Below are 13,716 nucleotides of genomic sequence, written 5' to 3'. Positions count from 1 at the left end.
GAAGGGTTCCGTTACTGGCGATTGCGACGGGCGCTACGGCCAGCCAACATCAGGATAAGCACCAACAGGATGCCGCCGGGAATCAGCCACAACATCGAAGGCGTGCGCCAGGCGTCCAGGCCCTTGGGCTCCTCTTTGTCGATGAACTGGCTACCGCTCGGATCCTTGCTGTCGAAGGTGTTCACGACACCGTTGTCGCCCAGGATTGACACGTCGCCGCGGGTCAACAGCACGGGCTTGGCGAATACCGGGGCATCGCTGCCCAGGACGCGATAGACCAGACCGTGCTGGCCACCGGCATCCACGGCCTGCAATGACGCCAGGTGGTTGAGCGGCGACAGGTCCAGCAGCGGCTGATCCTGGTGGTTGATGCGCAGGCGACCCTGATCATCGACGCGAACCGATTCCTTGCTGTCCTTGAGCGGCAGCTCGAAGGCCAGAAAGTCTTTGTCCGGCGTGACCGTGGCTTTAGGATCGCTGCTGACTTTGAGTTCAGCGCGAAGCGGCGAAACGCCCGCACCGTCAGCCACCGAGATCACCTGCGGCAAGCTGCTGGCCGGGTAATCCAGGTAAGCCTGGGGCACGAGGATCTGCGTGTTCGTGGCGTAACGGGCGGCCATGCCGGAGAAACCGTCATCCAGTGAAATTTTGTCCAGCACGATGTGGCTGGTCGGCAATACGGAAACCGGGAACGCTTGCGGCGTTTCCAGGCAGCGATCACTGACGGGCTGACGCTGGAACGAGACACGCAGGACGTTCTTGGAACCCAGGGCGTAGCTCGGGATACGCGCTTCGATGCGCTGTTTCTCACCGTTGGCAAGCAACTGTTGCGCGCCGATCAGGTAATCGTTGAGGAACAGTGACGCCACAGGAGCGGTGTCCGAAGCGCCAGGGGCGGCGGACACATCCATCACGGCCTTGACTGGCAGGCGACCGTCGTAGGCCACGCTGCCCAGAGGGAAGGAGGCGCTCCAGTCGGACTTGGCGAGCACGTCGATGGTGCCGGGGTTGCCGCCCAGATTGGTCAGGGCCACACGGCCGTCGGCACTCAATGGCATCTGCGCTTCGCTGACGGTCAGCGTGCGACTGCGGGCCAGTTTGTTCCAGGCGCTGCTGAACAGGGCCATGGCCTTGCCGGTCGATTCAGGGGCGATCATCAGCACCGGACGGGTGCCGAGCAATGCCAGACGGACGTTATCCGTGCCCTTGGCGGCCAAACCGGCGTTCACGTGACGCTCGCGCCATTGCGTGAACGCGCTGGCAGCTGTGGCGTCCACACCTTGAATCTGGCTTTGCAAGGCTTCCAGGGATTCGTTGATCGCCTTGAGCAATTGCGGGTCGTTGATCGCCAGGTCGGCCTGCACGTCAGGGGTCTGGCCGAGCATCAGCAATGCACCGATTTCCGCCGGGTTGGCCAGGGCATGCGGGCCCTTGCCGTTGAGGCTGGCGAAGGCCGGAATGCTCTGCAGTTCGGCCGGAATGCGCAGTGCGCTCAGGTCAACGCTGTCCTGCACGGCAGGGAAAGACAGGATGCGCGCATGTTTGCCGATCCGTTCCAGCGCAACGCCCAGGCGCCAGGCGGCGTCGTACGTGCCGACTGCCAGGCTGCCCGGCGCGACCATGATGCCCGGCTTGGCCGGCAATGCGGTCCAGGCAGCGCCGACGTCCTGCAACAGGTTGGCGTCGTAGCTGTAATTGAGGCGGGTGTCGGGTTCGATGCGCAACACGTTGCCAATCGCGCGTTCGTCTTCACACAGCACGCGAGAAACGATCGACGACCAGGCCACGCCCAGGCGTACCGAACCGCTGTTGCGAGCGGCCTTGTCCACGCCGAGCGTGGAGCTGGCATTGCCTTGCGCTTCGCTGAGGCCTTCGGCCCGTACCGGATAGCCATCCAGGGACAGCAGCAGGGTGTTGCGACCGCCCTCCCCATTCAGGTAGCTGGCATCGAAGTTCAGCGACGCATCGGACAACGGCACACCCGCCGGAACCGGCAGGTACAGTTCGCGGCGCGAATCCGTGGAGCCGAGCACGATGGGGGCGTCGATGCCCAGATCTCTCAGGCGAATCTCCCGGTGTTGCAGCGTATCGGCATTGAGTCGGTTGATCGCCTCGGTGAGCGGGCTGTCCGCCGCCAGGGCAAAGTTGGGCATGAGCGCGAGCAGGCTCACGCCACAGACAAGGGCGCTAAGTGCGCCCGTTTGGGTGGCAACGGAAGACTTCATTCAGGCAGATCTCAAGCTAATAGAGGGGTCGGGCGTTTGTTACTGGTAAGTGGACGACGGGCGGTTGTCGTCCCGTGCCGGGGCGCTGTGCCCGTACTCGAGGTATCTGGGCACGTGCAACTGGCCGACCACGAAGTCGTTGACCGGGCGGCCCATCAAGGCATCAACGATGCGCGAACTGGCCTTGCCGTCACCGTACGGGTTGGCCGCCTGGGACGCGCGGCGCCACAGCAGGTCGTCGTCAAACAGCGCGTTGACGCCGCTGATGATCGAGTCCGGAGAAGTGCCGACCAGCCGCACGGTGCCCGCCGCAACAGCTTCAGGCCGTTCGGTCACATCGCGCATGACCAGTACCGGTTTGCCCAGGCTTGGCGCCTCTTCCTGCACGCCGCCGGAATCGGTAAGGATCACGTGGGCGCGCTGCATCAGACGCACGAACGCGAGGTAATCCAGCGGCTCGATCAGGTGCACATTGGCCAAGCCGCCTAAATGCTCGGTCACCGGGCCCAGGACGTTCGGGTTCAAGTGCACCGGGTAGACGATCTGGATATCACTGCGCTGGGCCAGTTGACGCAAGGCTTTGCAAATATCCAGGAAGCCGTCACCGAAGTTTTCCCGACGATGGCCGGTCACCAGCAGCACTTTGCGGTCGTTGCGCAGGAAGGAGTATTGCTGATCCAGCCGGGTACGCAGTTCAGCGTTCTGATCAATGCGTTGAGCCGTCAACTGCAGGGCATCGATGACCGTGTTACCGGTCACGTAGGAACGCCCTTGCAAGCGCTCGCCCAGCAGATTGCGGCGCGATTCATCGGTCGGAGCGAACAGCATGTCGGCACTCAGATCGATGCACCGGCGGTTCATCTCTTCAGGCCATGGGCTGTAGATGTCACCGGTGCGAAGACCGGCTTCGACATGCCCCACAGGGATCCGGCGATGGAAGGCGCACATCGACGCGACCATGGCGGACGTGGTGTCGCCATGCACCAGCACACGGTCCGGCCGGGTGATTTCCAGCACCGGATCAATGGCTCCGTACAGCGCGGCTGTCAGCGAGTTGAGGGTCTGATGCGGCGTCATCACATCGAGCGTGAAATCAGCTTTCAGATCGAACAGCTCCAGCACCTGCTTGAGCATGCTCTGGTGTTGGCCGGTGATGCAGATCTGCGAGTGAATACCCGGCTCTGCAGCCAGTGCCTTTACCAGCGGGGCCATCTTGATGGCTTCCGGACGTGTACCGAAAATCGACAGGATTTTAATCCCGGAATGACTACGAGCGATGATGCCCTCCTCACACGGATGTTCCGCGCCTACTCGCTGCTCAAGGCGTCATTGCGTCTTGAACGAACTGAGAATTGAGTTTATTGGGCCGGGGACTTAATCAGAATTCAGACTTGATATTCACTTCTTGTGAGATGGCGCATTGCCTTGCTTCCCGGAGCAGTCGGGATTATTAACACTAATAGGGATGACTGCAAACACAGATGGGCAAAAAGAATGTTTAATTATTCAACGTGAAACTTCTGAAGTTATGAACAGTCGATTAGGGGTTTTTATTTCGTTGGGAGTGGAAACTTCTTAAGCAACTAAACGGGCGTTTGCCCCAGTATTTCCGGGGGTGCCGGGATTAACACATGCCGCCCGTCTGCCGACTTGGACCTTTTCTTATATGCCGTTGTCGCGACGCAGACTATATAGAAATACTTAATCCGATGCACTTTCGATAGTCACCGCAATGGCGCCTGTATATTGTCGAAGCCGATGGCGAGAGTGTCGGACAATACATACCCAGTTGCAAGCCTGTTATGTATCGAAAGAGAAATATATGAGGCCATCAGGGTTAGCGCTCATGCAGCACCCAGCGTCTTCGCTGGGGCGGCCTGTTCAGGGTGAGTCTTTAAGGGTGAAAAAAGTCATCTCGAATCGGCATGGCAAAGATCGGTTTGCGCACCCAGCCGGACCTCGCCCGGATCCCGCGCGACTGTCTAGCCGCCGACAGGCCAGCCGGGAAGCTCACGGGGGACGCCAGGGCAGTGTTCTTCTGCCCGGCATACCGGCAAGCCTTCCGCACTCATCTTCAAGAACACATCATTTCTGACAGCCCTACAGACGGAACCGACCCACTTCCTGCTTGAGCCCTATCGCCAGCTGATTCAGATCATGGCTGCTGCGCAGAAGATCTTGCACGGACAGATTATTCTGCTCGGACATCTGTGCAGATCGCTCGACGTTACGGGCGACGTCCTGACTGGCCGCTGTTTGCTCACGCAATGCCAGCGATATCTGTTCGACGACCACGAGCACCTGGCCAGAGCTTTCACTGATTTCGGTAATCGCCTTGCCTGCCGACTCCGCCATCTCAACGCCCTGGCTAACTTCCATCACGCCGCTGCGCATGCTCTCCACGGTATCGCGGACGCCGAGCTGGATCTTGTCGATCATCCCGGCAATTTCCTTGGTGGATTTACCGGTGTTCTGCGCCAGCAACCGCACCTCGTCGGCCACGACTGCAAAGCCGCGACCCTGCTCCCCCGCCCGCGCCGCCTCAATGGCCGCATTGAGGGCAAGCAGATTGGTTTGATCTGCGATGCCCTGAATAACACTGACGATGGTGGAAATCTGCTCGGAGTGTTGACCCAGCTCCGACACCTTGGTCGACGCATGCTGCACGGTCTTGGCGATACCATTCATGCTGGTAAGCGTGTTCTGGATGACGGCCGATCCATCCAACGATTGCTGACCAGAGCGACTGGCAAGTCCACCGGCCTCCCCCGCGTTATTGGAAACATGATTGATACTGACCGTCAGCTCTTCAACCGTGGCCGCCATCGCTGATGCTGCGTTGGATTGTTCGCTCACCGCGCCGGAAAGCTGCTGCGACGCCCCTGAGATGTTCTGCACGGACTCGATCAACTGGCTGGCAGCTTGATTGATCTGCTGGATCATTTCTCGCAAGCGAGCTTGCATACGAGCAAACGCCTTAGGCAGTTCATCGCTGGTACTGGTATCGATTACCGTGTCCAGTCTGCCCTCGGCGACTGCGGTTGCCGCGTCGATAGCCACCTGCAGGCGGGCACGGACCGTGCGGCCCAAGGCGTAAGCCAGAATGATTGCCAGAACGGCGGCAATCAGCCCACCGGCCATCAGGATCGTGATCGCGCGATCCTTGGCGTCGTTCATCTCTTGAGTGCGCCGTGCCAGCAGGGCTTCTTCCGTCTGCGAGATATCTGAAATGATCCCGCGCATGCCATCCATTTTGGCTTTGTCCGCGCCACTGTCGATGCGCTGATCAACCGAATCATCGGAGTTGCCGCTTTGTGCCAATTGACGACGCTGAGCAATGATCGAATGAACATCTTCGTCCAGCCAGCGTGTTTGTAACTGCGCCAATGAAGCCAGTCGTTTCTGTTGTTCGGCGTTATCAATCGTCGATGATTTGAGCGTTGCCAACGCCTCGGAAAACTTCGCTTCACCGGCAATCTGCGGCTCAAGAAAGTTGTCCTTGCCAGTAATCACGAAGCCGCGCATGCCGGTCTCGATATTGATCAACTGTTCAAGGGCCATCTGGGACTGATTTAACACACGATACGTGTGGACGTTGCTGTTAATTGCGCTGTCGACCTGACCAAAACCACGATAGGCACTGAAGACAAGAATGCCCAGAATCACCACGATCGCGGCGAAACTGAGATAGAGCTTTTGGGTAATACTGAGTTTGCTAAACATAGGTGTGCACTTCGACAGTGGAGCATCCTTCGCTCCGGCTTTTAGTTTTTTTCGTGAACAATCTGGTCGATATCATTCCGACATCACTCTTATCGACAGCTTTCTTCGCAGCTTGAATCCGGCTGTTATTTGCCATCAAACGTGCAGCATCACGCGCGCGGAGATGGATTCGCTTTAGTCCACCCTACGCCTCTGCCCTTTTCGAGCCCGGAGCGGTACTTTTTGACGGGATAAGCAGGGTCGAGGACTTCCGCCACACAGACACTGCTATTGATGGGGACGATGCAGGCAGCGAACTGGTCGCACAGGTGCGCGACGCCTGTGTGCATATCGCCAAACGTTTTTTAGACGTCAGGCACTCGGCAGGCGCTGTGCGTGGGCTTCTCAGGTTGACTGCACCTGTCGCTCTCGCTCGGCAACAACATCAGCGCTCAGCCAGCGTTGGGGGGAAGGTTCTCTGGTTCAACTACTTGAGCACTGGCAACTCAAGGGGGCGTTCTCGGACGAGATCAATCTGGTTCGACCTTACTCGCCACAAATTCCCAGGGCTGTCACTGCTCTGGTGGCGTATCTCAAAGACCAGTTTTTACAAGGTTTCTGTTGTCGGAGATGATCCTCAGTACCCTGATTCAGGCCCTGCCAGGCATGCCCCCCAAAAGAAACATGCGGCAGGAATCGTTTAGAGCATGCCCGCGACGTTGCGCACCTCTTCGGGTGCCGCTTTGGTTTCTGACAAGGCGCCGGCATAGGCGCCAGCCGCCATGGCCGCCGGGTTGCCGCCACCGCCGATCAGGCCTTCGGCCGCGCCTTTGGCGGTGTGCACCCCGCCTTCAACCCCGCCTTTGATCATCCCGCCAGCGCTGCCATCAGACTCACCGATCCCCGTCATGACGTTACTCAAGCCGGGGACCATCCACAGCGCTTTGCCCACTTCGCCAGCGGCCGATGCCAGTCCGTTCTTGTCATCGCCTTTCTCCGCCACAGGGGCGTCCTTGGTCTGGGTGCGGGCAGAATCGCCGGCGGAATGCGCACTCGCCCCGCCACCGAACGGCTGCAACAGCGCCCCGATTAACTTATCAAGCAGCTGCATCAAGGGAGAAGACGGCTTCGAGGCCTCACCGTTGTTGCTCAGCCCCGGGCTTTGCTCAGCCAGAGACTGGTTTTGCAAAGCGGCCGGCGCGCCACTCCCGGCAGGGCCGCCATAGTTGACCGCGCCTGTGGGGGACTGAGCGGCGTATTGGGAATTCTGCGTGCTTTGGTCAGCCCGATAGATGGCCGCGCCGCCGCTGGCCAGAGCCCCGGTACCTTGGGCCACGTTGCTGAAGTTACCGGTGGCGCGGCTGCCGCCGTTACCGGAGTCATTGGGGCTATTCGTCGGTTTGCCCGCGTCGGGCGTCGGTTTGGCGTCCGGCTTGGAGGCATGGGGGGTAATGTCAGGCGTCTTGGGCGACGAGGCGCCGATTCCGGGTAATTTCACGTTTTTTCTCCAAACTGAAAGGTCGGTTGGCAGTGCCCCAAGCCCACTCTTGGCCGCTTGCACAGGTGCAGGCGTGTTGGATGTTGTCACGGGGCGATCGCTGTGAGGTTCGCGTGGTGAGTGGGTTGCCCTTGTGTGGCGCTGGAGGGCCGATCGGTTCCGCGCACAGAGCAATGCAACCACGCGCTTTCGCTCTTTTTTTAAACGCCTCGTAGTCGTGGGGGCAATGCAAGCACTGCGGGCGGGCGTCAGGCGCCCGCTTCAGGCTCACCGACTACAAATGGCAGTACACACTCCCGTGGCGACCTCAGGAACGAATCCTCGCCCCCGAGATACCGTGCAGCAAAACCGCAGACGCCACGAACGCCAGCGAAGCGCCCACGACATTCGCAAAGTACCCGGTGCTCAAGCCATAGAGCCAGGCACTCAACAATCCCCCCAGCGTGCCGCCGGTTTGGTAGACCGCGTTGAGCGATGAGTTAAGACTTCCCCTGCGCGACGCTTCAACCAGCCCCATGGCATCGCCCAGGATCAACGCCAGCATCAGGTCTCGGCCGAACGCGAAAGCCATGTAGGCGGCGCCTTGCGTAAACGGCGAGCCCTCGCCCCATGGGATCACCTGAATCACCACCGCGATCGCCATTGAGGCGACGGCGCACAGGCGCAACGGATTGTTGAACCGACTGGCAAGCCTGGCGGAAAGCATCGCGCCGAACAGCCCGCCGACCTCGCCAATGAAGATGACCGAGCCGACGGTATCGACGCCGAATGAGGACAGGCCGTGCTGCACCAGCCAGCTCGGATACAGCCCCAGAAAAACGTACACGCCAATCGACCAGCAAAAGTACGCCGCCATTAGCGGGCGGGTGCCGGGACTGGCCGACAGCGACGTCAAGCGCTCCTTGTACATGGCTCGGCTTATTCTGGAAGAGGACAACGAAGCTGAAGGCGGTGTGGGAAAGGTAAGCGCCAGTCCGGCAAGGGCGGCGCAGACAAGCGCGAGGCCAATGACCGTGACTTGCCACGACAGCAGCCCTCCGACGACAACGCCCATCGACAGCGAGCACAAAAAGGCAATGGGCGCGGCGGTGGTGACATACCCGGCTGCCCTGGTGCGTTTGGGCTCGGGGACATTGTCCGCCAGGGCGGCGAAAATCGATGCGCCAATCATCGGCATGAACAGCCCTGTCGCCGCCCGACTCAGCACGATCATCGAAGCGCTGTAGGATGCGGCGGTGATCAGCAGCGTGCAGCAGCAAGCAGCCCCTCCCACCGTGATAAACAGCTTTCTGCCAAAGCGATCAATCAGCGGACCAAGGGCGAGATTGCTGATCAGCGCCACGACCGGAAAAGCGGCCAATATCCACCCTGACTCACTGGAAGAAAGGTGCAGATCACGCTGAATAAAAGGCAGCAGCGGGATCATCATCACCACGTTGAAGTTAATGATGAAAAACGCTATCCAGAGGATTCCGGTCACCAGCACGTGTGCCCCCTTGTGCGCGTGGGCGTGACATTGCCAAACGACTTCCATGTTGCGGAACTTTGTCTACGCTGAAAAGCGATGGGGTCATGAGGACCTCGACGTTCGCTCAGGAGTATTACCATGCACAAGCTCGTTTCGTCTGCACTCATCACTGCACTGATGACTGCGTCCGTTGTTCCTTTGGCCCTCGCCGAAGACGACGTGGCAAAAGGTATCCGTCACGACAATCGGGAGTTGGACAAGGGCGTAGAACACGATGCCAAGGAAGCCGACAAAGGCGTCAAGCACGACGCCAGCGAAGTGGATAAAGGCGTTAAACATGACGACGAGGAACGTCATAAAGCGGATAAGCATCTGGATAAAGAAGTCAAAAAACATCTCTGAGTGCGCTGATTTCCGCTCATCAAAGGCTGTTATTTGAAAGGATTGTCGATGCGTTTTCTTTCTTTATCGCTGCCTGCAGCACTTATCGTGTGAAGCGATGCAGCCATGGACTGCGCTTAAATAACCAGCGTTGCGGGTAACTCCTCGGCAAGGTGATTATCCGCACACGCCCCCTGAATCAATCGTCCCTCGACACGGTTGCGACCCTTGGTTTTAGCGAAGTAAAGGAGTCGATCGGCTTCTTCAAGCGCGGCTGTATAGCCCTCTTTGTCGGGTGCGTCGATCACCACCACGCCCGAGCTGATCGTGAGATTGCCCAGCGGGCTGGCTGAGTGCTCTATGCAGTTGTCCGCGATGGATGACTTGACCTTTTCGGCCACACTCAACGCACCCGCCAGGTCCGTTTCGGGCAGCAGCATGACAAACTCTTCACCGCCGTAACGTGCCGCGACATCCCCTGCCCGCTTGACACTGTTGCCGATCAGCCCCGCGACCTGCTTCAGGCAGTCGTCACCCCGGAGATGGCCGTAGTTGTCGTTGTATTGTTTGAACCAGTCAATATCCAACAAAATAATGGCGATCGTTGAGTGATTACGGCTTGCCCGTCCCCACTCCCGGTGCAGGGCAGCGTCGAAGCAACGTCGATTGGGCAGATGCGTCAAGCTGTCGGTCTGAGCGATGATCTCCAGCTCGTTGCGGGCAATGTTCAGTTCACCTTCTGCAGTCATCACCTGCTTGATTTGTCGGTACAACAAGATGCCGAGCAGAACCAGGGCCAGGATAATCATGCCGGTCAGGATGATGGATCGTTGCGCATAGGCCCACCAGGGCGCGAGGACGTATTCGCAAGAGACGCCAGCCGCGGCGACGATGGGTAATCCGGACACGCGCCGATAGGCGTAGATCCTCTCGATGCCATCCACCACAGAGGTGATAACGGCGGTGCCGCTATCGCTATAGGGTAGATAGCGCGTGAAGATATCGCCCTTGGCCACGTTGGTGGTCATCAATGCGGTTAATGTAGGCCGCCGGGCCAGCAAGTCGCCATTGTTCAGGGCCAGGAAGATGACGCCCTTGTCGTCGACGTCCATGCGCTCAAAAAACTTCTGAAAATAAGCCACGGGAACCGTTGCCAGGGCAACACCTGCGAAACTGCCGTCAGCCGCAGTGATACGCCGACTGATCGGGATGACCATGTCCCCCGTATTCCGGCTCTCCACAATGGAGCCGATGTGGATGGATTCATCAGCGTTATCACGGTGATAGACGAAGTAGGCGCGGTCGTCGTTGGTTTTAGCCTTGACGCCTTTGGAGAAGGAGTTGGCGACCCAATTGCCCTGGGCATCGTAGATGAAGAGCCCTTGAATCCCTTCCACGTTCACCACGGCTTGAGCCATCAGCTTGGTTAATCGTGTTTGCTGCTCACCTGCGATGCCGTCATGTTCAACACGCTCAACGAGATCGCGCAGCGTGTTGTCAGCCTGTCTCAGGGTGTCCTGGGCTTGCTGCTCAGCGGCAAGGACGATGTTGGAGACCGCAATTTGCGCGGTGGCGATGCGCTCACGCTTGGACTGGTTCATCTGCCAGGCTGTCGCCAGAATCAACGATAGACAAACCAGGGCAATGAAGCTGATCAGCGCTTTGCTGAGCGCCGAGGCGGTTAACCTGGTCGACATAAAGGAGAAATGCTTCATTGGGCTGTCATCGGATTGGCGGTAGGGGGACCTATGCAGTTTCCGTACCGTGGTGCTGCAATGAGCCATTTTGCGGCCCATCACGCACGGTGAAAGCGTGCACAGCCGATACACAGCGCCCTACCCCCGCGCCAACAACCAGTCATCAATCATCTTCACCGCCCGCCCCACATCCACTTCATCACTGCGAATATGCAGCTCCGGAAACACCGGCGGTTCATACGCTGAATCCACCCCGGTAAACCCCGTAATGCCCCCTGCCCGCGCGCGCCGGTAAAACCCCTTCGGGTCCCGGGCTTCAGCCACCGCCAGAGGCACGTCGACAAACACTTCCACAAACCGCGCACCGCCAACGATCGAGCGGGCCAGCTTCCGGGCCGAGCGGGTCGGCGAGATCAACGCGACCATCACCGTCAGCCCCGCATCAACCATCAACGCGGCCACTTCCGCCACCCGCCGCACATTTTCCTCTCGGTCCTCCGCAGAAAAACTCAGATCGCGGCACAAGCCGGTGCGCACCGAATCCCCGTCCAGAATGCAGGTGGTTAACCCGCGCGCCTGCAGCACCGGGTTCAGGCTGTCGACGATGGTGGACTTCCCCGCCGCCGAGAGCCCGGTCAACCAGATGACCCTCGGTCGGACGGCGGACGGGGCCGGAGTGATCTCGCTGAACGGGTATGGCACCAGGTTGTGGTGCTGCGTCAGCCCAGGATGGCGCGTGCTCATGACCAAACTCCTGCGTGGATCAGCATCAGATGTGGGCTTTGTGAATGACGAAATCCACGTCCATGACGTCGTAGATCGGCTTGAAATCGCCGTAGGCAGACACGGTACGGAACCCGGCCTCTCGCAACTCTTCCTGCAGGTGTCGCGGACGAATCGGGCACACCCGCAGCCGATACTGTGCACCGTCGGCAAAGCGATACACGAACTCGCACACCGACTCGTCGAGTTCGCCGAGGGTGATGCTGGCGGAGTTGCCGCAGTAGTAATAGCGCCCTGAAGACGTGAAGCGCCCGGCGAGAATCGCTTCGAAATTGCGCTGATCGATCAGCAGCATTCCGCCGGGTTTGAGCATCTGCCGAAACCGCTTCAACACCGCGATGCGCGCGTCGCGGTCGAACAGGTGGCAAAGCGAACTGCCGAGGCACAGCACCGCGTCGAACCTGCCCAGTACGCGAGCGTCCAGCGCTTGCCACTCGCAACGGTGGACCGGTACATCGACGCCCAGCCGATCGAAGTTGCGCCGGGCGCGATCCACCATGGTCGCGCTGCCGTCACACGCGGTGACGTCAAAGCCGGCCTTGTGCAACTGCGCCCCATGAAAGCCGCTGCCGGTGGCGGCATCCAGCACACGCCAGGCGCCGGCCTGGCGCAGCAGGTCGAAGAAAAAAGAACCTTCGCCGGCTGCGCGCTTTTCCCAGTCGATGAGTTCGTCCCAGCGCTCGACGAAGTCCGCCACGTACTGGCGGGTGTAGTCGTGATCGGCGGTTGCCGATCGGTCAGCAGGCAAAAGCGCGATGACCGGCGCCATGGGCGGCGACTCCTGTGTGGTGGCTGTTGGTGTGGGGAGTGCCTTCTGCGTACGCCAGGTATTTGCTGCCCAGCTCTTCCGCCCACGCCGCAGCGTCACACACGCGCATCTCGGCCATGGCGAAGTTGAGCTCGCGCTGCATGATCTGCCTCTGCACCTCGCCAAACACCGCCGAGCCGTCGGCACGAATCAGCGTGATGCCGTCGAGCCGCTGCCCCGCCTCATTCACCCTGATCGCCTCTTCCCGGGTCACGCCGTATGGCAGGTCGAGCAGGACTTTGCCCATGCCAACCTTGACCGGATAACCGCCGGGCAACCCCTGAGGCCCGGGCCCATGCACCCGCACCTCATGCTCGGCGTGCAGGTTTTCCAGCACCGTCACCGCCGACATGGCGGTGAGGTACTGGCCGTCGACGCCGCCCAGCCGGCTGAATTGACGGGCGACGCAATCGAAAATAGCCTCGGGCGCGTGCTCGCCGGTGCGCTCTTCACCGTCGATCCAGTACGTCAGGTTGAAGATAGGCTCCATGCGTTGCGGCGGCAGGCCATGGCGAGGCACGCAATGGCTGAAATAGTGATGCCCGACCAGCTTGGCGCAGACCTGAGTTGGCAGGCAGCCGGACAAATGCGCAATGGCGCTGCGGGTGGCCGGGATCAGGTTGGCGATGTTGCCGATGCCGACGTCGGGCGCCATGCCGACCTTGTAGAGGATCGGGTTGACCGCATCCGGGAACGCCGCGTTGACCACCAGACTTTTCGGGCAGGACTGTTTGACGGCTCGCATCAGTGCGTAGGCCGGCGCCAGGTGCATCGGCAGCCAAGGCCCGAGCTGCGCCTGATCAAGGGCAGCAAAACGCTCGGCCGGCAACTGCGTGATCACCCGCCAGGATTGCAGCGAGGCACAGTTGAGGATGATGTCCGGGCGAATCTTGAGCAGCGTTTCGGCGTTGCGGCTGATGCAGGCTTCGCGCAGGTCCATCTGATGGCTTTCAATCTGAATGTTGACGTTCTGTTGAAGCGCGGCCAGTCGGATCAGGTTGCACATCCGCGTGGCCTTTCCGAGGTCTCGACTGGCGACGTGGAATTCGAACGGGTTGCGCGGGCCCAGGATCTGCAGGACTTGCAGGCACAGGTTGCCGCCGCCAACGATGAGCAGTTTTTTGCGATGCATGGTGTTCTCCCTGAAATACGTG

10 protein-coding genes are annotated in these 13,716 nt (G+C 60.0%); 1 reads left to right on the top strand and 9 read right to left on the bottom strand.

From position 1 onward, the window contains the following. Nucleotides 1-11 precede the first annotated feature (11 nt). The 5 genes from SLW74_RS14670 to SLW74_RS14650 form a co-directional block, all read right to left on the bottom strand. Nucleotides 12-2,225, bottom strand: coding sequence for a hypothetical protein (locus SLW74_RS14670; RefSeq protein WP_410929314.1), 2,214 nt, complete (start codon nucleotides 2,223-2,225; stop codon nucleotides 12-14). A 39-nt stretch (nucleotides 2,226-2,264) separates the two neighbouring features. Continuing rightward, complete coding sequence (wecB, locus tag SLW74_RS14665) at nucleotides 2,265-3,437, bottom strand: non-hydrolyzing UDP-N-acetylglucosamine 2-epimerase (RefSeq protein ID WP_410929313.1); 1,173 nt, start codon at nucleotides 3,435-3,437, stop codon at nucleotides 2,265-2,267. 888 nt (nucleotides 3,438-4,325) lie between these two features. After that, on the bottom strand, nucleotides 4,326-5,948 hold the full coding sequence (locus SLW74_RS14660; RefSeq protein WP_410929312.1) for a methyl-accepting chemotaxis protein: 1,623 nt from the start codon (nucleotides 5,946-5,948) through the stop codon (nucleotides 4,326-4,328). Between the two features lie 679 nt (nucleotides 5,949-6,627). Beyond that, on the bottom strand, nucleotides 6,628-7,425 hold the full coding sequence (locus SLW74_RS14655) for a hypothetical protein (protein WP_065986498.1): 798 nt from the start codon (nucleotides 7,423-7,425) through the stop codon (nucleotides 6,628-6,630). Nucleotides 7,426-7,732: 307 nt separating this feature from the next. Then, nucleotides 7,733-8,959 carry an MFS transporter gene (locus SLW74_RS14650; RefSeq protein WP_410929311.1) on the bottom strand — a complete coding sequence of 409 codons (1,227 nt, stop codon included), beginning with the start codon at nucleotides 8,957-8,959 and terminating at the stop codon, nucleotides 7,733-7,735. Nucleotides 8,960-9,031: 72 nt separating this feature from the next. Between SLW74_RS14650 and SLW74_RS14645 the strand changes: the two genes are divergently transcribed. Next, nucleotides 9,032-9,295: a hypothetical protein gene (locus tag SLW74_RS14645; RefSeq protein WP_410929310.1), complete on the top strand. Its 264-nt coding sequence runs from the start codon at nucleotides 9,032-9,034 to the stop codon at nucleotides 9,293-9,295. Between the two features lie 116 nt (nucleotides 9,296-9,411). On the opposite strand, the gene SLW74_RS14640 is transcribed toward SLW74_RS14645, so the two are convergent. The 4 genes from SLW74_RS14640 to SLW74_RS14625 all read right to left on the bottom strand — a co-directional run bounded on the left by SLW74_RS14640 (nucleotide 9,412) and on the right by SLW74_RS14625 (nucleotide 13,694). Further along, a complete protein-coding gene (locus SLW74_RS14640; RefSeq protein WP_410929309.1) occupies nucleotides 9,412-10,989 on the bottom strand; it encodes a diguanylate cyclase in 1,578 nt (525 codons plus the stop codon). 120 nt (nucleotides 10,990-11,109) lie between these two features. Continuing rightward, nucleotides 11,110-11,715 (bottom strand): adenylyl-sulfate kinase, encoded by a 606-nt coding sequence (gene cysC, locus SLW74_RS14635; protein WP_410929308.1) that lies wholly within the window; start codon nucleotides 11,713-11,715, stop codon nucleotides 11,110-11,112. A gap of 25 nt (nucleotides 11,716-11,740) precedes the next feature. Next, nucleotides 11,741-12,523 (bottom strand): class I SAM-dependent methyltransferase, encoded by a 783-nt coding sequence (locus SLW74_RS14630; protein ID WP_410929307.1) that lies wholly within the window; start codon nucleotides 12,521-12,523, stop codon nucleotides 11,741-11,743. Beyond that, nucleotides 12,492-13,694: a hypothetical protein gene (locus tag SLW74_RS14625; RefSeq protein WP_410929306.1), complete on the bottom strand. Its 1,203-nt coding sequence runs from the start codon at nucleotides 13,692-13,694 to the stop codon at nucleotides 12,492-12,494. Before SLW74_RS14625 ends, SLW74_RS14630 begins: the two co-directional genes overlap by 32 nt. Between the last annotated feature and the right edge of the window lie 22 nt (nucleotides 13,695-13,716).

This window comes from Pseudomonas sp. W5-36 (assembly GCF_046540455.1).
Lineage (GTDB): Bacteria > Pseudomonadota > Gammaproteobacteria > Pseudomonadales > Pseudomonadaceae > Aquipseudomonas > Aquipseudomonas graminis_B.
The sequence above is the reverse complement of the archived record's forward strand: the minus strand, read 5'-3'. Positions and strand labels throughout refer to the sequence as shown.

Bases quoted from the DNA above. Each gene is read 5' to 3' on its own strand.
- SLW74_RS14670 (WP_410929314.1), bottom strand. From the start codon at position 2,225: ATGAAGTCTTCCGTTGCCACCCAAACGGGCGCACTTAGCGCCCTTGTC.
- wecB (WP_410929313.1), bottom strand. From the start codon at position 3,437: ATGGCCCCGCTGGTAAAGGCACTGGCTGCAGAGCCGGGTATTCACTCG.
- SLW74_RS14660 (WP_410929312.1), bottom strand. From the start codon at position 5,948: ATGTTTAGCAAACTCAGTATTACCCAAAAGCTCTATCTCAGTTTCGCC.
- SLW74_RS14650 (WP_410929311.1), bottom strand. From the start codon at position 8,959: ATGGAAGTCGTTTGGCAATGTCACGCCCACGCGCACAAGGGGGCACAC.
- SLW74_RS14645 (WP_410929310.1), top strand. From the start codon at position 9,032: ATGCACAAGCTCGTTTCGTCTGCACTCATCACTGCACTGATGACTGCG.
- SLW74_RS14640 (WP_410929309.1), bottom strand. From the start codon at position 10,989: ATGAAGCATTTCTCCTTTATGTCGACCAGGTTAACCGCCTCGGCGCTC.
- cysC (WP_410929308.1), bottom strand. From the start codon at position 11,715: ATGAGCACGCGCCATCCTGGGCTGACGCAGCACCACAACCTGGTGCCA.
- SLW74_RS14630 (WP_410929307.1), bottom strand. From the start codon at position 12,523: ATGGCGCCGGTCATCGCGCTTTTGCCTGCTGACCGATCGGCAACCGCC.
- SLW74_RS14625 (WP_410929306.1), bottom strand. From the start codon at position 13,694: ATGCATCGCAAAAAACTGCTCATCGTTGGCGGCGGCAACCTGTGCCTG.